The 17,584-nt window shown below is 65.4% G+C and carries 16 protein-coding genes; 3 read left to right on the forward strand and 13 right to left on the reverse strand.

Translation table 11 applies throughout. The features are described 5' to 3' along the window. Nucleotides 1-40 precede the first annotated feature (40 nt). From AB3147_RS00615 to argS, 6 genes are all read right to left on the reverse strand, one after another. The gene (locus tag AB3147_RS00615; RefSeq protein WP_367351219.1) at nt 41-1,006 is read right to left on the reverse strand and encodes an alpha/beta hydrolase family protein; all 966 of its coding nucleotides are present in this window, start codon (nt 1,004-1,006) and stop codon (nt 41-43) included. Then, nucleotides 985-2,196, reverse strand: coding sequence for an ABC transporter substrate-binding protein (locus AB3147_RS00620; protein WP_313066679.1), 1,212 nt, complete (start codon nt 2,194-2,196; stop codon nt 985-987). Before AB3147_RS00620 ends, AB3147_RS00615 begins: the two co-directional genes overlap by 22 nt. A 138-nt stretch (nt 2,197-2,334) precedes the next feature. Beyond that, nucleotides 2,335-3,680, reverse strand: a protein-coding gene (locus AB3147_RS00625; RefSeq protein WP_370633084.1) for an IS3 family transposase whose coding sequence is annotated in 2 segments (ribosomal slippage) — nt 2,335-3,213 and nt 3,216-3,680 — 1,344 coding nt in all. Because the reading frame shifts where the segments join, the coding sequence is not laid out codon by codon here. 118 nt (nt 3,681-3,798) lie between these two features. Further along, nucleotides 3,799-4,431, reverse strand: a complete 633-nt coding sequence (locus AB3147_RS00630) for a thiol:disulfide interchange protein DsbA/DsbL (RefSeq protein WP_056565750.1) — start codon at nt 4,429-4,431, stop codon at nt 3,799-3,801. Nucleotides 4,432-4,510: 79 nt separating this feature from the next. After that, the gene (locus AB3147_RS00635; protein ID WP_175185540.1) at nt 4,511-5,227 is read right to left on the reverse strand and encodes an SPOR domain-containing protein; all 717 of its coding nucleotides are present in this window, start codon (nt 5,225-5,227) and stop codon (nt 4,511-4,513) included. Nucleotides 5,228-5,236: 9 nt separating this feature from the next. Then, nucleotides 5,237-6,922: an arginine--tRNA ligase gene (argS, locus tag AB3147_RS00640; RefSeq protein ID WP_367351220.1), complete on the reverse strand. Its 1,686-nt coding sequence runs from the start codon at nt 6,920-6,922 to the stop codon at nt 5,237-5,239. Nucleotides 6,923-7,192: 270 nt separating this feature from the next. Between argS and AB3147_RS00645 the strand changes: the two genes are divergently transcribed. Beyond that, on the forward strand, nt 7,193-7,540 hold the full coding sequence (locus AB3147_RS00645; protein WP_175123949.1) for a DUF1840 domain-containing protein: 348 nt from the start codon (nt 7,193-7,195) through the stop codon (nt 7,538-7,540). Nucleotides 7,541-7,623: 83 nt separating this feature from the next. Then, nucleotides 7,624-7,941 carry a hypothetical protein gene (locus AB3147_RS00650; RefSeq protein WP_367351221.1) on the forward strand — a complete coding sequence of 106 codons (318 nt, stop codon included), beginning with the start codon at nt 7,624-7,626 and terminating at the stop codon, nt 7,939-7,941. A gap of 105 nt (nt 7,942-8,046) precedes the next feature. On the opposite strand, the gene AB3147_RS00655 is transcribed toward AB3147_RS00650, so the two are convergent. The 6 genes from AB3147_RS00655 to AB3147_RS00680 all read right to left on the reverse strand — a co-directional run bounded on the left by AB3147_RS00655 (nt 8,047) and on the right by AB3147_RS00680 (nt 14,085). Continuing rightward, nucleotides 8,047-8,847 (reverse strand): carbohydrate ABC transporter permease, encoded by an 801-nt coding sequence (locus AB3147_RS00655; protein ID WP_076518055.1) that lies wholly within the window; start codon nt 8,845-8,847, stop codon nt 8,047-8,049. Then, on the reverse strand, nt 8,844-9,719 hold the full coding sequence (locus tag AB3147_RS00660; protein ID WP_175137034.1) for a carbohydrate ABC transporter permease: 876 nt from the start codon (nt 9,717-9,719) through the stop codon (nt 8,844-8,846). Before AB3147_RS00660 ends, AB3147_RS00655 begins: the two co-directional genes overlap by 4 nt. 16 nt (nt 9,720-9,735) lie before the next feature. Beyond that, nucleotides 9,736-11,031, reverse strand: a complete 1,296-nt coding sequence (locus tag AB3147_RS00665; protein WP_175137035.1) for an ABC transporter substrate-binding protein — start codon at nt 11,029-11,031, stop codon at nt 9,736-9,738. 34 nt (nt 11,032-11,065) lie between these two features. Further along, entirely contained in the window at nt 11,066-12,121 is a 1,056-nt protein-coding gene (locus AB3147_RS00670) for an ABC transporter ATP-binding protein (protein WP_218342394.1), read from the reverse strand. 115 nt (nt 12,122-12,236) lie between these two features. Next, entirely contained in the window at nt 12,237-13,034 is a 798-nt protein-coding gene (locus AB3147_RS00675) for a phosphodiesterase (RefSeq protein WP_218342393.1), read from the reverse strand. Nucleotides 13,035-13,071: 37 nt separating this feature from the next. After that, the gene (locus tag AB3147_RS00680; RefSeq protein ID WP_105236891.1) at nt 13,072-14,085 is read right to left on the reverse strand and encodes a LacI family DNA-binding transcriptional regulator; all 1,014 of its coding nucleotides are present in this window, start codon (nt 14,083-14,085) and stop codon (nt 13,072-13,074) included. A gap of 319 nt (nt 14,086-14,404) precedes the next feature. Between AB3147_RS00680 and AB3147_RS00685 the strand changes: the two genes are divergently transcribed. Continuing rightward, a complete protein-coding gene (locus AB3147_RS00685; RefSeq protein ID WP_367351222.1) occupies nt 14,405-15,733 on the forward strand; it encodes an amidase in 1,329 nt (442 codons plus the stop codon). 88 nt (nt 15,734-15,821) lie between these two features. On the opposite strand, the gene leuA is transcribed toward AB3147_RS00685, so the two are convergent. After that, a complete protein-coding gene (leuA, locus tag AB3147_RS00690; protein WP_367351223.1) occupies nt 15,822-17,531 on the reverse strand; it encodes a 2-isopropylmalate synthase in 1,710 nt (569 codons plus the stop codon). Nucleotides 17,532-17,584 lie beyond the last annotated feature (53 nt).

Raw genomic sequence — 17,584 nt, forward strand, 5'->3', positions numbered from 1 at the left:
CGGCGGCTGCAAGGCCGCCGCGTTGCATTGACGAACGCGATCACCCCGCCCTGTCGCGTATCCACGCGCCGATGCGTGCGGCGATATCGTCGCTGTTGTCATCCATCATCGGCATGTGCGAATTGCCCGCGATGCCCATATCCGCCAGCCGCCACGTCTGCACCCGCCCGCCATGCCGCGCCAGGTCTTCGGCGTAGGCGGCGCCTGTTGCCGTGAGCTTTTCCCAGAGTGGCGTTGCGTCCAGATAGTCGCCATAGACGAACAGAAACGGCTTGTCCGCCACGCAGTGCGCGATGACCTCGGTGGAAAACCCGGACGGTTCGATGCCGATCACCCCGCGCACCAGATCAGGCCGCGCGTGCAGCGCCCGGTAGGCCACTTCGCCGCCGTGGCTGTGGGCCAGCACGATGCAGGGCCCGACCCGATCCAGCACTGCGCAAAAGCCCTGCAACGCGGCATCGTTGTTGCCCAGCCAGCGCGGCACGGCGTGGCGGATGAAGTCGTCAAAATGCCCAACCGGGAAACGCTGCCCCGCAAACGCCTGTCGCGCAGCAAAATCCTCGGCACGGCCGAAGCGGAACAGCGACCAGCTTTCCTCGGCGTTGCGGATGATGGGCGGCTCGGGCCAGACCTGCGTGAACGGCGCCCAACCGGCGCGCCCGCGCTCCACGTTGTCCACCACATACACCGCATGGCCTTGCCGCAGGAAATGCTGCATCCAGCCGGGCCGGCCGTCGGGCGTCTGCTCCCACATTGCGCCGGTCATCCCGCCGCCGTGCAGCAGCACGATGGGCAGCGGATGTGCCAGGCGCGCCGGGATGAAGTACTGCACGTAGGCCTGCTCAAAGTGATAGAGGCCGTTGGGGTCGTAGGCCAGCGACGCCGTCTGCGTGAAGGCGATATCGCGCTTGGGCTGCCCGTCGATCCGCACGGGCCGCCCGCCCGCATAGAAGCTGCCGAAGTCCGCCAGCGCCAGTTCCTGCGTCATGGCTTGACCAGCGGGCATTGGCTGTCGGACAGCGGCCACGCCAGCGATTCGCCGGGAATGGTGCGCACGATGTTGTAGTAGTCCCAGGGAGCCTTGGACTGTTCGGGCGTCTTCACCTGCGCCAGCATCATGTCGCGCACCACCAGGCCGTCGGCGCGGATGTGCGCGTTCAGGCTGAAGGGGTCGTCAATCGGCATGGACTTCATCTTGGCCATCACCGCGTCCGCATCGACTGAATCGGCCGCCTTCACCGCCTGCAGATAATGGCGCACGGAACTGTAGACGCCGGCCTGCAGGAAGGTGGGCGGACGGCCCACGCGCGCCTCGAACTTCTTGGTGAAGGCGCGGGTGCCGTCGTTCATGTCCCAATACGACGGCACGGTCAGGTAGGTCTTTTGCGCGGCGGCCAGCCCCAGGCTGTGCACGTCCGTCAACAGCAGCAGCATCGCCGCCAGTTGCTGCGTGCCGCCGATGCCGAATTCCGCCGCCTGCTTGATGGCCGAGATGGTGTCGCCGCCTGCGTTGGCGATTGCGATGATCTGCGCTTTGGAACCTTGCGCCTGCAGCAGGAAAGACGCGAAGTCCGACGCATTGAGCGGATGAAAGACGGTGCCGGCGATCTCGCCGCCGTTGGCCTTGACGACCGTTTCCGTGTCAGCGGCAAGCTGTTTGCCGAACGCGTAATCGGACGCCAGGATGAACCAGCGCTTGCCGCCCTCTTTCACGACGGCGGTGGCGGTGCCGCGCGACAGCGCGTAGGTGGTGTAGGTCCATTGCACGCCGTAGGGCGAGCACTGCGCCTGCGTCAGCGCGGTGGTGCCGGGGCTGGAGAACAGCACCAGCTTTTTCTTTTCGCGCGCGATGCCCTGCACGGCCAGCGCGACGGACGAGTTGGGCACGTCCACCACTACGTCCACGCCTTCCGTGTCGTACCACTTGCGGACCATGCTGCTGCCGATGTCGGGGCGGTGCTGGTGATCGCCGGAAACCAGCGTGATCGGCTTGCCGAGCACCGTGCCGCCCATTTCCTCGATGGCCAGCCGGGCGGCTTCCACCGACCCCTTGCCGGTGGCGTCGGCGGTGACGCCCGCCATGTCTGTCAGGACGCCGATCTTGACGCCGTCGGCGGCGTTGGCGTGGGCCAGGCCCGTTGCGAGCGACAGGCACAGGCCCAGCGCCGCGCTGCTGCGCGAGAAGTGCTTCTTCATTTGTCTTCCACCCTTTTGATGCCGTGCGTGCGGCGATTTTTATGGCGAAAGTGTAGCCCGGCACCATGACGGCACGGCTGAATGATGGCTGAAAAAAAACGCCCCGGCTGAACTGACCCCCAGAAGTTGGACGGTCAGCTAAAGCCCGAAGGCCTGAGCTCGGTATTGCACCGGGCTCAGGCCTTTTAGCTTGAGCTTGATGCGATCATGATTGTAGTAACGGATGTACTGTCGGATGCCGGCTTGCAACTGCTCGATGCTTTCGAAGCGATTCAAGTGGAAGAACTCAGCCTTGAGCGTGCCGAAGAAGCTTTCCATAGCGGCATTGTCCAGGCAGTTTCCCTTGCGTGACATGCTTTGCGTCACCGATCTATCTACCAGCATCCGCCTGTAGCTCTGCTGCTGGTACTGCCAGCCCTGATCGGAGTGCAGCACTGGACGCTCCGTCGGCAGCAGCCGCGCCAGCGCCTTCTTCAGCATGCTGCCCACGAGCCTGAACACCGGCCGGCGGCTGGTCTCGTAGGCCACGATCTCGCCGTTGTACAGGTCCATCACCGGCGACAGGTACAGTTTCTCGCCACGCACGTTGAACTCGGTCACATCGGTGACCCACTTCTGGTTCGGACGCGCCGCCTCGAAGTCGCGCGCCAACACGTTGGCCGCCACGTGGTGCGATTGGCCTCGGTAGGACCGGTACTTCTTGGCGCGCACCAGCGACTTCAAGCCTAGCGCCTGCATCAGCTTCTGCACGGTCTTGTGGTTCACTAGCTCACCGGCCTGGCGCAAGACCGCGGTAATGCGGCGGTAGCCGTAGCGGCCCTTGTGACGGGCATAAACCGCGCTGATGCGCTGCTTGAGCTCGGTGTACGGGTCCACGGCTCCGAACGACTTCAGGTGGTAATAAAACGTGCTGCGCGACAGCTTGGCTACGCGTAGCAGTAGTGCCAGCGGATGCTTGGGCCTTAATCCTTGGACCACTTGCGCTTTCCAACCAGCGCCCGGGTCTTCTCCGCTTCGATCAAGGCCTTCATTTTTTTTAGGTAATCGTTCTCCGCGCGCAGATAGGCCAGCTCTTGCTCGAGTTCTTCCTTGGTCATGTCCTTGGACACCGGCTCTGGGGGGTACTTATGCGGCATGCTTGCTCCTCGGCGCTTGCGCGCCAGCGCCTCTATACCCCCAGCATCATACTGGGCGCGCCATTTCGTAATGTGCCCTGTATGACGAATCCCCAGCAACACCGCTGCCTGCGTGTCCGATAGACCTTCGCGCCGGATCTTGATCAGCACCGATTGTTTGAAGGCCGCGCTATACGAGCCAGATTGCCTGCGCAACCCGTTAACGCCATGCGCTCGAAAACTCCCGACCCAGCGCCGCACCATCGAGTGCGGCACTTCGTATCGGCGCGCCACCGATTTGAAGCCGTCCGTGCCTTGCAGGTACGCCTGCACCACTTTGATCTTGAATTGCTCTTCGTACTTCGCCATGTAAAAACCCCCGAAGGTTGGATCAATGTCCAACTTTCGGGGGTCAGTTCAGGCCTGGAAGGCTCGGGGCGTTTTTGATGCAGGTACTGCGCAGATCGTGCGCGGAACCTTGCGAGGTTTACTTCGCGCGCGCCATCGGAATCAGCGCGTTGACTTCCTTCAGCGCGCCTTCGTAGCTGTTGCCCGCCATGACCGGCGAGGTCATGAACTTGCCGCCCACGGCAAACGACGGGGTGCCTTCGATGCGATAGGCCTCGGCCAGCTGGTTGGCGCGTTGCACCTGGGTCTGCACGCTGAACGAATCGAACACCGAGTCGAACTTGGCGCGGTCCACACCCTGGGTGGCAATCCACTCACCCATGGCCTTCTTGTCGAACAGGCGCTTGTGCTCGCCGTGGATGGCCGTGAAGACCTTGGGGTGCAGGTCGGGACGGTCCAGGGCCAGCAGCGTGTAGTACAGCTGCTGCAGCGGCTTCATGCCGGCATTGAAGGCGATGGGAACCTGCTTCAAGACGACGTCGGACGGCGCGGTCTTGGCCCAGTCTTCGACCATGGGTTCCATGGCGGCGCAGTGCGGGCAGGTGTAGGCGAAGAATTCCAGGACCTCGACCTTGCCCGGGGTGTCCGACGGCAGCGGCGGGTTGATCGGCACGTACTGCTGGGCGCCTTGCGCGTGGCTGGCCGGGCTGAAGAACGCCGTGGCGGTCAGCGCGGCGGCTGCCAGGATGCGGATGAGCTTGGGGGACAGCATGGGTGAGGTTCCTGAATAAAAGGCTACAGACAGGCCCGGGGCCAGATTAGTTCAATGCAAAACGATCCGCCGCGCGGCGCTATTGGCGCACCACGGCGGTTTCGATCTTGTTCTCGCCCAGGCGTCCGCGCGCCCGGTTCATGTCGTCCAGGCGGGCAAACGGACCGACCCGGACGCGGTTGATGGGCTTGCCGTTCAATTCCGCCTTCTGTACCGCGACCGGCAGTCCCAAAAGAATGATGCGCGCCTTGAGCGATTCGGCGTCGTTCTCGCCGCGGAAGGCGCCGGCTTGCAGGTAGTACGTGCCGTTGGCGGCGGGCGCAGACGGCTTGGCGGCTGCCGTCGCCGTGGGAGCGGCCTTGGAGATGGGCGTGGGCGCGGACGCCGTTGCGGGGGGCGCCGACGGCGCTGCAGCCGGCGCCCGGGACGTCGGCAGCGTGGCGATCAACGCGCCCAAGTCGTCCAGCTTGGCGGGCGTTTCGTCGCCCTTGGACGGCGCGCCCGCACCCGGCAGCGGGGCCGGCGCGGTGGCGGTGGGACCGGTGGGGGGCGCGCCCGCGGCCCCGTCGCGGCCGTACAGGCCGGCGTTGGGGTCCGGCGCCGAGCGCGGATCGGGCAGTTTGCCCGTATCGCCCTGGCGGCTGGCCCGGTCCACGAAGGGAACGGGCGCCTTGGTGACATAGAACGCGACGACGGCGGCGACGATCAGCCCGATCAGCAGACCGGCCAGCGCCCCGTACAGGGTGCTGCCGCTTTCGCCGGAGGAACGGCGGGTGGATTTGCGCTTGGTTGCCATGAACCGATGTTACATCCGCTCGGGCGCGGAAACGCCCAACAGCGCGAGGCCGTTGGCCAGCACCTGGCGGGTCGTGGCGGCCAGGCGCAGGCGGGCCAGCTTGACGGCGGTGTCGTCGACCAGCACGCGTTCGGCGTTGTACCAGCCGTGGAAGTCCGACGCGCAGTCGCGCAGCCAGAACGCGATGTGGTGCGGCGACAGGTCCTGGGCGGCCAGCGCCACCACTTGCGGGAACTCGGCCAGGCGCTGCATCAGCGCGAATTCGGTCGGCGCCGTCAGCAGCGCGGCGTCGGCCTGGGCCACGTCGGCGGCGGGCATACCCGCGTTGTTGATGACCGAGCAGATGCGCGCGTGGGCGTACTGGATGTAATAGACGGGGTTCTCGTCGCTCTTGGACAGGGCCAGGTCCACGTCGAACACGAATTCCGTGTCGGCGCGGCGCTGGATCAGGAAGTAGCGGACGGCGTCGCGGCCGACCCAGTCGATCAGGTCGCGCATGGTGACGTAGCTGCCGGCGCGCTTGGAGATCTTGACCTCTTCGCCGCCGCGCATCACCTTGACCATCTTGTGCAGCACGTAGGACGGGTAGTCCTTCGGGATGCCCTCTTCCAGCGCCTGCAGGCCGGCGCGCACGCGAGCCACGGTGCCGTGGTGGTCGCTGCCCTGGATGTTCACGGCGCGATGAAAGCCGCGCTCCCATTTGGCCTTGTGGTAGGCGACATCCGGCACGAAATAGGTGTAGCCGCCCTCGCTTTTGCGCATGACGCGGTCTTTGTCGTCGCCCGTGCCCAGCTCGGTGGTGCACAGCCACAGCGCGCCGCCTTCCTCGTAGGTATGGCCGCCGGCGATCAGCGCCTTGACCGTCGCTTCGACGCGGCCGGACGTGTAGAGCGAGCTTTCCAGGTAGTAATTGTCGAACGCCAGGCCGAAGGCCTGCAGGTCCAGGTCCTGCTCGCGGCGCAGGTAGGCCACGGCAAAGGCGCGGATGTCGTCCAGGTTGTCGATGTTGCCGGTGGCGGTGACGGGCTCGCCGTCGGACGCCTGGATGGTCTTGCCGTCCTGGAAGTCGCGGGCGATGTCGGCGATGTAGTCGCCCTTGTAGCCGTCTTCGGGCCAGTCGGGGGAATCGGTGGTCAGGCCGCGGGCGCGGGCCTGCACGCTGATCGCCAGGTTCTGGATCTGGTTGCCGGCGTCGTTGTAATAGAACTCGCGGGTGACGTCCCAGCCCACGGCGTCGTACAGACGGCACAGCGCGTCGCCCAGCGCGGCCTGGCGGGCATGGCCCACGTGCAGCGGACCGGTGGGGTTGGCCGACACGAATTCGACCAAAATCTTCTCGCCCAGGCGCGCGGCGCGGCCGTAGGCATCGCCCTGCTCAGCCACCGCGGCGATCACGGCCTGGCGGGCAGCCGGCGTGATGCGCAGGTTGATGAAGCCGGGGCCGGCCACTTCGGCACTTTCGACCAGCGCGGCGGCGTCGGGATTGGCCATCATGGCGTCGACGATGCCCTGGGCCAGTTCGCGGGGATTGCGGCGCGCGGGTTTCGCGAGCTGCATGGCCACGTTGGTGGCGACGTCGCCATGGGCGGCAACCTTGGGGCGCTCCAGCAGCACGTTGGGCTGGGCGTCGGGAAGGCTCTGCGCGACGGCGGCCTGGATCAGGGAGATAAGCTGTTTTTGTTGCTCGAGGAGCATGGGCGTCTGGCGTGGTTCTGAGTGAGTGACGATGGCGGCACGGCGCTTGCGGCCTGCCGGCGATCCGCGCCGTGCCCGCTGGCGGGCTCGCGGTTCTGTCCGGCGGCGGCGGGCAAGCCGGCGCGCATGTGCCGGAAATCTGGGGCCCGGCGCGGCGCCTGCTGTCACGGGAAACCCCTGAATCATAGTTGATTTGGGGGCGCCAGTTGGCATCATGGGGGCGTTGGGGTAGTGTACGGAGCTAAGGTAATCAATGTAGGAGACCGGAATATGCTGATCACTTTTCACTCCAAGGTCGTGGCCGAAGTCCTGATGCTGACCGACCACGCGGGCGCCCTGTTGCAGGCGGCCGGCAAGCCGGTCGGCGACAAGATCCCCGAGCGCGGCGTCTTCACCGTGGAGCAGCTTGGACCGGCCATCAGCGGCATCGAACGCGCGATCGACGAGTACCAGCACGCCCACGAAAGCCCGGACGAGGACGACGAGGACAAGGCGCCCGTCGCCCCGATGGCGCGCGCGGTCGGTCTGAAGGAGCGTGCCTTCCCCCTGCTGGACATGATGCGCCAGTCGCAGGCCGCAGGCGCCGAGGTCACCTGGGAAGTCTCGCGGGGCTGGTAGGACTATGTCGCCGGACGGACAATCTGTCCGGCTTTTTTTGCCTACCCTGTTGGCCTGACGCCCTCTGACGGAGCCTTATTCCCATGCGCAGCGACATCACCATTGTTTTCGACTCCCGGCGTTCGCTGGACCTTTACGCGAACGTCGAAACCTCCCCGCAACGCCAGGCCGATGCGCGCGACTGGTTTGACAGCGCCTGGGAAACCCTGGGCTGCGAGCCCCTGCGGCCCAGCGGCAAGGTCCTGTTGCTGGACAAGGTGCTGGGCGTGGCCGACGCGCTGGGCTACGACACGCTGTCCACCGACGAAAAGGAAGCCCGCGAGTTCGCCGAGCACCTGGCACTGGCGCTGGAGCGTCCGCGCATCACCGTGGACCTGCCGGGCCTGACTGTCGGGTATTGAACGGCCGAACATCCCGCCACCCGTGAAAAACCCCGCCTGGCGGGGTTTTTTGTGCGCTGCGTTCACGGCGGCGCGATGTGTGCGGCGCGGCGTGCGAACGGATTTCTACCGGATCCCCGCCCGCATGAACGACTGCACGAACTGGCGCTGGAACAGCAGGAACGCGATCAGCAGGGGCGCGGCCGACATCAGCGTCGCGGCGGTGATCACCGACCAGTCGATGCCCTGATCCGTCGACGAGAACACCTGCAGGCCGACCGTCAGCGGCCGGGATTCCACCGAGTTGGTGATGATCAGCGGCCACAGGAAGTTGTTCCAGTGGTGGCTGACCGACACCAGCCCGTACGCCACGTAGATCGGCTTGGCCAGCGGCACGTACACCTTCCAGAGCACCTGCAGCGCGTTCGCGCCTTCCATGCGGGCCGCCTCTTCCAGTTCGCGCGGCACCGTCTTGAAGGTCTGGCGCAACAGGAAGATGCCGAAGGCCGAGGCGAAGTACGGCAAGCCGATCGCAAACACCGTGTCCCGTACGCCCAGAAGGCTCATCGACCGGTAGTTTTCCACCAGCAGCACGTCGGGCATGATCATCAGCTGCAACAGCACCAGCATGAACACGAAATCGCGGCCGCGGAATTCGAAACGCGCGAACGCATAGCCCGCCAGCGTCGACAGCACCAGCTGCGCGGCCAGCACCATCGTGACCAGCACGAACGTGTTCAGGAAGTAGCGCGGAAACGGCGCTGCATTCCAGGCACGGACGAAGTTATCCAGCGTCAGCGGCGCGAAGAGATCGAAGCGGGTGGCGTAGGCGGGCGGATGGAACGCCGCCCACATCGCGTAGGCCAGCGGCAAAATCCACAACAGGCCCAGCGCCCACGCGCCCAGGGTATCGAGCTTGTCTTTCATTGGTAGTGCGTCCTGCGGTCCAGCCAGCGGAACTTGATCAGCGCGGTCAGCGCCAGCACCACCAGCAACACGACGGTCAGGGTGGCGGCATAGGCCGTATCCCAGAAGCTGAATCCCACCTGGTAGATGTAATAGAGCAGCAAGGTGCTCGCGTTGTCCGGCCCGCCGCGCGTCATGACCACCACGTGGTCGACCAGCCGGAACGCGTTGATCAGCGCATTGATCAGCACGAAGAGCGTGGTGGGCATCAGCAGCGGCCACAGGATGCGGCGGAAATACTGCCAGCGCGAGGCGCCTTCCAGCATGGCCGCTTCACGCAGCGACGGCGACACCGTCTGCAGCGCGGCCAGATAGAAGATCATGAAAAAGCCGGCCTCTTTCCAGACGGTCACCAGCATCAGCGCGGGCAGCGCGGTCTCGCGGTTGCCCAGCCAGTTGGGACCCGGCGCGCCGAACCAGCCCATCACCTGCGCGATCAGCCCGTACTGCGGCGTGTAGAAGAACAGCCAGATGTTGGCGACTGCCACCATGGGCAGCACGGTCGGCGTGAAGTAAGCCATGCGCAGGAACCCGCGCCCGGTGAGGTTGCGGTTGACCCATAGCGCCATGATCAGCGCGATGCCGATCGAGGTGGGAATGGTGCCCAGCGCAAACCACAGGTTGTTCCACAGCGACTGCCAGAATACGGGGTCGTCGCGCATGACCGCGTAGTTGTCCAGCCCGACGAAGCGGGCCGGGCGCGCGCCCTTTGGGGTGGAGAAAAAGCTGTGCCAAAGCGTCGCCACCGCCGGGTAATGCGTGAAGGCGGCGAGCAGCACGATGGCTGGCAGCAGAAGCAGCCAGCCATAAAGCGCATTCAAAGAGCGGCTCATCGTGCGTGCGGTCGGTTTACTTGTAGGAACGCAGTATGCGATCGGACTCGCGCTGCGCGTCGGTCAGGGCCTGCTGCGGGGTCTTCGAGCCCGTCAGCGCCGCCTGCAGGGCGTCGTTCAGGGTCTTGGTGACGCGCTGGTTCTCATGCGTCGAGAATTCCGCCACGCTGACTTCCAGCTGGTCGCGCGCGACCGTGGCGGCCGGCACTTCCTGCGCGTACTTCTTCATCTTCTCGGTTTCCCACGCGGCCGGCGTCACGGCCACGTAGCCCGTGGCGATGCTCCAGTCGGCCGCGCGCTCGGGCGTGGTGGCCCACTGCGCGAACTTCAGCGCCGCCGCCTGCTGCTCCGGCGTGCCGCTCTTGAAGATGTAGAAGTTGCCGCCGCCCGTGGGGCTGCCGCCGCGCTTTTGCTGCGGCATCATCGCCACGCCGAACGGGAAGTCCGCGTTCTTGCGGATGTTGGTCAGGTTGCCGGTGGTGGTCCACACCATGGCCGCCTTCTTTTCCAGGAAGTCCTTGGGCGTGGTGCCCCAGTCGATCGTGCCGGTCGGCATGATCTTGTGCTTGGCCGACAGGTCACGCCAGAACTGCGCGGCTTCGACCACCGCCGGCTTGTCCAGGTAGACCTCGTTGCCGGCTTCGTTCATCAGGATCGCGCCGTTGGGCGTGGTCAACGCCTGGAACAGCCAGTACGCGAATGCGCCGCCCGACGGGATCTCGATGCCCCACTGCGTCGTGTTGCCCGAGGCGTCCTGCTTGGTCAGCTTCTTGCCGTACTCGACCAGCTCGGCCCAGGTCTTGGGCGGTTTTTCGGGATCCAGGCCGGCGGCCTTGAAGAGATCCTTGTTGTAGTACATGACGATGGTCGAACGCTGGAACGGCACGCCCCAGGTGTGGCCGCCGGTGCGGCTGTTCTGCATGAAGGCGTCATAGAAGCCGCCCAGCCACTTCTTGTCGGCGTCGGTCTTGGCCAGGCTGTCGATCGAAACGATGGCGTCCTCGTCGATCAGCGTGAACATGTCGGTGGACAGCAGCACCGCGAGCTGGGGCGGGGTGCCGCCCTTGAGCGCGGTCAGCGCCTTGGCGATGGAGTCCTGGTACGAACCGGCGTAGATCGGCTTGATCTTGATGTTGGGATTTTCCTTCTGGAAATCCGTCACCATGTCGTCGACGATCTTGGTGATCGGGCCGCCGACAGCAACCGGGTAGTAGAACTCGACCTCGACGGGCTTGTTCTGCGCCTGCACAGGCAGAGACAGGCAGGCGGCGGCCAGGCTGGCGGCCAGGGTCTTGAGTACGATGCGTCGCATGGGATGTTCCTTTCCTGTGTGTGGGCTATTTTTTCTAGCGCCCGTCGGTGTTGATGACCGCCGAATCGGCGGCGAAGAAATGCTGTTGCCCGTCCGGCCAGGACAGGCGCAGCGACTCACCTGCGCTTGCGCGCAGATGGCCGCCGACCCGGACGGCCACGCCGCCCGTGTCGCCGATGCGGCACACCACGATGGAGTCCGCGCCGAAGTACTCCACGCTTTCGACAGTGGCCGCGATGCCGTCGCCGTCGATTCGAATGTGTTCAGGCCGCACGCCCAGCTTCACGGCGCCGGCGGGCGCGTTCGCGATGGCGGGACCCTGCGTGCCGGCGATCACCGTGGCGCCTGCTTGCTGCGTCAGGTTGATCAAATTCATGGGCGGCGTGCCGATGAAGCGCGCCGCGAACTCGCTGGCCGGACGCGCATACAGGCCATCAGGCGTGTCGTGCTGTTCGATCTGGCCGCCCCGCAGCAGCACCACCTGGTCGGCCATGCTCATGGCTTCGGTCTGATCGTGCGTGACGTAGACCATGGTGATGCCCAGGCTTTGCTGCAATGCGCGGATCTCGCGGCGCATTTCGTGGCGCAGTTGGGCGTCCAGGTTGGAAAGGGGCTCGTCCATCAGGCAGACCGGCGCTTCGGAAATCACGGCGCGGCCCAGCGCCACGCGCTGCTGCTGGCCGCCGGACAGTTGCGACGGCTTGCGGTCCAGCAGATGCGACAGGCCCAGCAGATCGGCCACGCGCTTCAAGCGCCGGTCGAAGTCCTTTGCCGGTTCCTTGCGCACCTTCAGGCCGAACAGGATGTTCTCGCGAACCGACAGGTGCGGAAACAGCGCATACGACTGGAACACCATCGAGATGCGGCGCTTGGCCGGCGGCAGTTGCGTGACGTCGCGGTCGCCGATGCGGATGGTGCCCGACGTGGGCGTATCCAGGCCGGCGATCATGCGCAGCGTCGTCGACTTGCCGCAACCGGACGGACCCAGCAGAACGGTGAAGCTGCCGGCCGGAACCGTGAAGCTCACGCCTTGGATCGCCGCCGCGCCGGCGTACTGTTTGGTGAGGTTATCCAGAACGATGGATGACATGCTGTCTCGAAGATCTAATTGTTAGATCCGCATTGTTGCCTGTTATGAAAACCTTTTCATTGTGCAGCGCAAACATGACGGATATGTGGCAATGCGCGGGTTTCCCGCGCCGGTTTCAACCGAACGGATACGGGCCGGGGTAATCCCCAATAACGGCGTGATGCGTGACCAGGTTGCCGCCCTGCCACCAATGCAGCTGATAGCCGGGCGGTTCCATGATGTATTGCAGCGTCGGGCGCGGACCGAGTTCCAGCGCAAGCTGGTGCGCGGTGCCCGGACAGGTCGATGCGATCGTGCCGCCAAAGCGCTGGAAGATCGTGCGATGGAGGTGGCCGCACAGCACGCGTTCGACGTTGGGATAGCGCGCGACGATGCGTTCCAGTTCCGGTGCGCCGGCCAGCAGGCCGATGTCGTCCATGTGCTCGATGCCGGTCAGGAATGGCGGGTGGTGCATCAGGACCAGCGTGGGCCGGCCGGGCTGTTCGGCCAGGCGCTCTGCCAGCCAATCCAGGCGCGTCTGGCAGAGTTCGCCATGGCTCTTCATCGGCACCACGGTGTCCAGCGCCAGCAGGCGCAGCGGATAGGTCTCGATGGCGTACTGCACGAACTGACCGCCGTCCTGCAGATACGCGTGGGCGGGAAACGCGGCGCGCAACTGGGCGCGGTCGTCGTGGTTGCCGGGCAGCAGGAAGTACGGAATCTCAAGCGCTTGCAGGTGCTCGCGCAGCGTCTGGTATTCGATGGGCTTGCCCAGGTCCGTCAGGTCGCCGGTGATCAGCACGCAGTCGGGGCGCGGCGTCAGCGCATTCAGGGCGCGCACCGCGGGCGCCAGAAACGCGGCCGGATCGATGATGCCGTAGGCCTTGTCTCCCGGGGTGCGCATGTGGAGGTCGGTGATTTGTGCGATGAGCATGGCGATCTGGAAGTTGTCTGAATGGTGGGTAGCGGGCTTAGCGGCGTACGGATGCCGCAGTGCCGCCGACGACGATGCAATGCGGCAGGCGGTTCGATTGCGGTGGCTGACCATGAATCTGCGCCAGCAGGTTCGAGCACGCGGTCTGGCCGATGCCGTCGCTGGGTTGCGCGACGGTGGTCAGCGGTGGGGTCAGCAACGCGCCAAAGCGCATGCCGTCAAAGCCGCACACGGAAATGTCAGCGGGCACCGACAGCCCCAGTCCCACCAGGTCGGCGATGACGGCGGTGGCCAGCAGGTCGTTGGAACAGAAGAGCGCGGTGGGCGCCTGCTTGCCGCGCAGCGCGGCCTTCAAGGCATCCACGTCGCTGCCGGTGTGCGAGCTCATGGCGATGTGCTGGATCGCGTCCAGACCCAGCTTCTTGGCGCTGGCGCGCGCGCCCATCAGGCGTCGGCGCGCGCGGTCCGAGGCGGTCAGCGGGCCGGTCACCAGCGCGATGCGCTTGTGCCCCATCGCGGCCAGATGCGCCACCATGTCGCTTGCTGCGGCGCGATTGTCGACCGAAGCAAACGGATGATCATTGGATTCGTTGTAGACCAGCACGTAAGGAATGCCGCTGCGGTCCAGGTCGTCCAGCGTGGCGCTCTTGCTGACGTCGGCCACGGTCAGGATGAGTCCGTCGACCTGATGGTCGATCAGGCCCTGCACGGCCGCGGATTCCACGGCGGGGTCGTAGCCGGTGGCGGTCAGCATGACGCTGTAGCCCGACTCACGGGCGCGGCGTTCGGCGCCTTCGAAGCACTCGGCAAACACGGGATTGGACAGCGTCGGCAGGATCAGCCCGATGGTGCGCGTGCTGCCTGAACGCAGGCTGCGGCCCACGCGGTTCGGCCGAAAGCCCGCGCGCTTGGCAATGTTGCGGATGTGCGCCAGCGTGTCGGGATGCACGATCTCCGGCTGGTTGAACGCGCGCGACACCGTCGCCGGCGAAACTCCCGCCTTGCGAGCCACTTCGATGATGGAAAAGCGGGGCGACGGGCGCGTAGCCATTGATGGAATCGCTGCAAGTTTGCTGAAAACGATTTCACTTTACTTGAGGAATATGAACTTTGTATTGCACGGGTTTGCGCTATGCTGGTGCGAACGCAACAACACAAAGCCATGGCGCAGCGCGTTATTCGGCGGAAACCCCGTTCTTTCGGTGTTTTTCCCAATTGACGCAACACGCACAACGGCGGGGTCGGTGTGCTGGGCATGACGCTTGCTTTCACAGGCAGGCAGCCACGCCGGGCATACCCTCGGTCAAGGGGACCGGGTGCGCAGTATGTTTTTCCGCGCTCGTCGCGGCACCGGCAAAGAGGAAAGAATCATGTCTACTGCCTTGAACAGACTGGGCGCGGTTGAAGCCGCGCGCAAGCTGCAACGGCGTGAATTGACCGCAGTGCAATTGGTGCGCGCCTGCTTCGCGCGCATCGAACAGCGCGAGAACACCGTTCATGCCTGGACGGCCCTGCAGAAGCAGGTTGCGCTCGACCACGCCGAAACCCTCGACCGCGGCGCGCTGCGCGGTCCGCTGCACGGCCTGCCCATCGGCGTGAAAGACCTGTTCGATACCGCCGACCTGCCCACCCGCTACGGCTCTCCCATCTACGACCGCCATCATCCCGGACTGGACGCCGCCTCGGTGGCGCTGTGCCGTGGCGCGGGCGCCATCGTCATCGGCAAGACCGTCACCACCGAATTCGCCACCTACCAGGCCGGCCCCACGCGCAATCCGCGCAACGAGGCCTACACGCCCGGCGGCTCGTCCAGCGGCTCGGCCGCCGCGGTGGCCGACGACATGGTGCCCTTTGCGCTGGGCTCGCAGACCGCGGGTTCCATCATCCGGCCCGCGTCCTATTGCGGCGTGGTCGGCTTCAAGCCCACGTTCGGCGGGATCTCCCGCGCCGGCGTGAAAAGCCTGGCCGAATCGCTGGATACGGTGGGCGGATTCGCGCGCTCGGTGGAAGACGTGGCGCTGTTCTCGTCGGTATTGATGCGCGATCCGCGCATGCTGGATCTGTCCTATCACGACGCGCCGCGCGTGGGCATGTATCGCAGCCTGCAATGGCGCCATGCGCAGCCCGAAACCAAAGAGGCCTTCGCGCAGGCCGCGGCGATCCTGTCGCGCGCGGGCGCCAAGGTCGAAGAAGTGCCGCTGCCGCCGGAGCATTGCGTGCTGGTGCAACTGCATTCGGACATCATGGCGTTCGAGGCCTCGCAGGCGCTGGCGTACGAACGCGTGGAACATGCCGCGCAGCTCAGTCCCAAGCTACAGGCCATCCTGGAATCCGGCGCGCAGATCAGCGCGGAGCAGCACATCAAGAACCTGGAACGCGCCGCCGAATCGCGCGCGCGGGTCGACACATGGTTCGACCAATACGACGTGCTGCTTGCCCCCAGCGCCAGCGGCGAGGCGCCGTTTGCCGACCTGGGCACGGGCGATCCGCAATTCTCGCGGGCCTGGACGCTGTTCGGCCTGCCATGCCTGAACCTGCCGTTCGCGACGGGACCGCAGGGTCTGCCGGTGGGCTTGCAGCTCGTTGGCGCGCGATATCAGGACCATCGCCTGCTCGCCATCGGCGCATGGATCCATGCGCGGCTGCTGGCCGCCAATGCGCCGGATATCGGCGCGTCCGACATGTGGCCGCGCGGCTGATTGCAATCGCCCCCAATGAAAAAGCCCGCCGGATAAGGCGGGCTTCATTTCATGCCCCGTTGTCGGGGGCTTCAGGCCTGGTCGTGGATCACACGGCTTCGGCGGCTTCCTGTTCGGCGGTGACGGCGCCGGAATTGATGTGGCGGTTCACGGCGCTCAGCACGGCCTGGAACGAGGCCGTCACGATGTCGCGGTCGATGCCCACGCCAAAGCCCGTGGCGGATTCGCCGACGCGCAGTTCGACATAGGACGCGGCGCGCGTGCCGGTGCCGGTGCCGATGGCGTGCTCGTGGTAGTCCATGATGCGCACGGGCACATCCAGCGCGGCCACGAAGGCGGAGATCGCGCCGTCGCCCTTGCCGCTCACGATGCGGCGTTCGCCGTTGAATTCAAGTTCGGCTTCGATGCTGAAGTGCTGGCCTTCACCGGCCGACGGATCGCCGTCGATGCGATGGCGGATCAGCTTCCACGGCGCCTTCTGCTCAAGGTATTCGCGGTTGAAGATCGTGTGCACGTCGTCGGCGGTGACTTCGCGGCCGGTTTCGTCCGTGACGCGCTGGATGGCGCGGCTGAATTCGATCTGCAAGCGGCGCGGCAACACCAGGCCGTGCTCCTGCTCAAGCAGGTACGACACGCCGCCCTTGCCCGATTGGCTATTCACGCGGATCACGGCGTCGTAGCTGCGGCCGAGGTCGGCGGGGTCGATCGGCAAGTACGGCACTTCCCAGACGGCGTCGGTCTTTTGCAATGCGAAGCCCTTCTTGATCGCGTCCTGGTGCGAGCCCGAGAACGCGGTGAAGACCAGGTCACCCGCGTACGGATGACGCGGATGGACCGGCAACTGGTTGCAGTATTCAGCGCAGCGGCGCACTTCGTCGATGTCCGAGAAGTCCAGGCCGGGATGCACGCCTTGCGTGTAGAGGTTGAGCGCCAGCGTGACGAGGTCGACGTTGCCGGTGCGCTCGCCGCTGCCGAAGAGGCAGCCTTCGATGCGGTCGGCGCCGGCCATCACGGCAAACTCGGCGGCGGCCACGGCGGTGCCGCGGTCATTGTGCGGATGGACGCTGAGCACGATGCTGTCGCGGCGGGCCAGATTCTTGTGCATCCACTCGATCTGGTCGGCGTACAGGTTGGGCGTGGTCGCCTCGATGGTGGCGGGCAGGTTCAGCACCATCTTGTGGTCCGGCGTGGGCTGCCAGACATCGGCGACGGCGTCCGAGACTTCCAGCGCAAATTCGGGTTCGGTCGTGCTGAAGACTTCGGGCGAGTACTCGTAGCTCCACTTGGTTTCGGGACGCTGCGATGTGTACTGCTTGATGAGGCGCGTGCCGGTCGTGGCGATGTTCTTGATCTCGTCCTTGGACATATTGAACACGACCTTGCGGAAGGCCGGTGCGCAAGCGTTGTACATGTGGACGATGGCCTGCTTGGCGCCCGCGGCGGCTTCCACGGTGCGGCTGATCAGGTCTTCGCGCGATTGGGTCAGCACGATGATGGTCACGTCATCGGGGATGCGCTTCTCGTCGATGAGCTTGCGCACGAAGTCGAAGTCGGTCTGCGACGCGGACGGGAAACCGACTTCGATTTCCTTGAAGCCGATCTTCACGAGCTGTTCGAAGAAGCGGACCTTGCGTTCCACGCTCATCGGCTCGATCAGCGCCTGGTTGCCGTCACGCAGGTCCGTGCTCATCCAGATCGGCGCCTTCGTGATGCGGCGGCTGGGCCAGGTGCGTTCGGAGAAATCGCGGGTAAAGGGCGCGAAGGGGACGTATTTGGTGGCGGGGTTGGCAAGCATCATCACTACACCTCGATCGGTTTCTTTTGAATCCCGGCGCGTTTTGCGCTCGTCGG

Origin of the sequence: Achromobacter animicus, from assembly GCF_040775605.1 — a bacterium.
GTDB classification, from domain to species: domain Bacteria; phylum Pseudomonadota; class Gammaproteobacteria; order Burkholderiales; family Burkholderiaceae_B; genus Achromobacter; species Achromobacter animicus.

What these genes read in the sequence shown, in the direction of transcription:
- AB3147_RS00615 (WP_367351219.1), bottom strand. Translation starts at nt 1,006, where the DNA reads ATGCCCGCTGGTCAAGCCATGACGCAGGAACTGGCGCTGGCGGACTTC.
- AB3147_RS00620 (WP_313066679.1), bottom strand. Translation starts at nt 2,196, where the DNA reads ATGAAGAAGCACTTCTCGCGCAGCAGCGCGGCGCTGGGCCTGTGCCTG.
- AB3147_RS00630 (WP_056565750.1), bottom strand. Translation starts at nt 4,431, where the DNA reads ATGCTGTCCCCCAAGCTCATCCGCATCCTGGCAGCCGCCGCGCTGACC.
- AB3147_RS00635 (WP_175185540.1), bottom strand. Translation starts at nt 5,227, where the DNA reads ATGGCAACCAAGCGCAAATCCACCCGCCGTTCCTCCGGCGAAAGCGGC.
- argS (WP_367351220.1), bottom strand. Translation starts at nt 6,922, where the DNA reads ATGCTCCTCGAGCAACAAAAACAGCTTATCTCCCTGATCCAGGCCGCC.
- AB3147_RS00645 (WP_175123949.1), top strand. Translation starts at nt 7,193, where the DNA reads ATGCTGATCACTTTTCACTCCAAGGTCGTGGCCGAAGTCCTGATGCTG.
- AB3147_RS00650 (WP_367351221.1), top strand. Translation starts at nt 7,624, where the DNA reads ATGCGCAGCGACATCACCATTGTTTTCGACTCCCGGCGTTCGCTGGAC.
- AB3147_RS00655 (WP_076518055.1), bottom strand. Translation starts at nt 8,847, where the DNA reads ATGAAAGACAAGCTCGATACCCTGGGCGCGTGGGCGCTGGGCCTGTTG.
- AB3147_RS00660 (WP_175137034.1), bottom strand. Translation starts at nt 9,719, where the DNA reads ATGAGCCGCTCTTTGAATGCGCTTTATGGCTGGCTGCTTCTGCTGCCA.
- AB3147_RS00665 (WP_175137035.1), bottom strand. Translation starts at nt 11,031, where the DNA reads ATGCGACGCATCGTACTCAAGACCCTGGCCGCCAGCCTGGCCGCCGCC.
- AB3147_RS00670 (WP_218342394.1), bottom strand. Translation starts at nt 12,121, where the DNA reads ATGTCATCCATCGTTCTGGATAACCTCACCAAACAGTACGCCGGCGCG.
- AB3147_RS00675 (WP_218342393.1), bottom strand. Translation starts at nt 13,034, where the DNA reads ATGCTCATCGCACAAATCACCGACCTCCACATGCGCACCCCGGGAGAC.
- AB3147_RS00680 (WP_105236891.1), bottom strand. Translation starts at nt 14,085, where the DNA reads ATGGCTACGCGCCCGTCGCCCCGCTTTTCCATCATCGAAGTGGCTCGC.
- AB3147_RS00685 (WP_367351222.1), top strand. Translation starts at nt 14,405, where the DNA reads ATGTCTACTGCCTTGAACAGACTGGGCGCGGTTGAAGCCGCGCGCAAG.
- leuA (WP_367351223.1), bottom strand. Translation starts at nt 17,531, where the DNA reads ATGATGCTTGCCAACCCCGCCACCAAATACGTCCCCTTCGCGCCCTTT.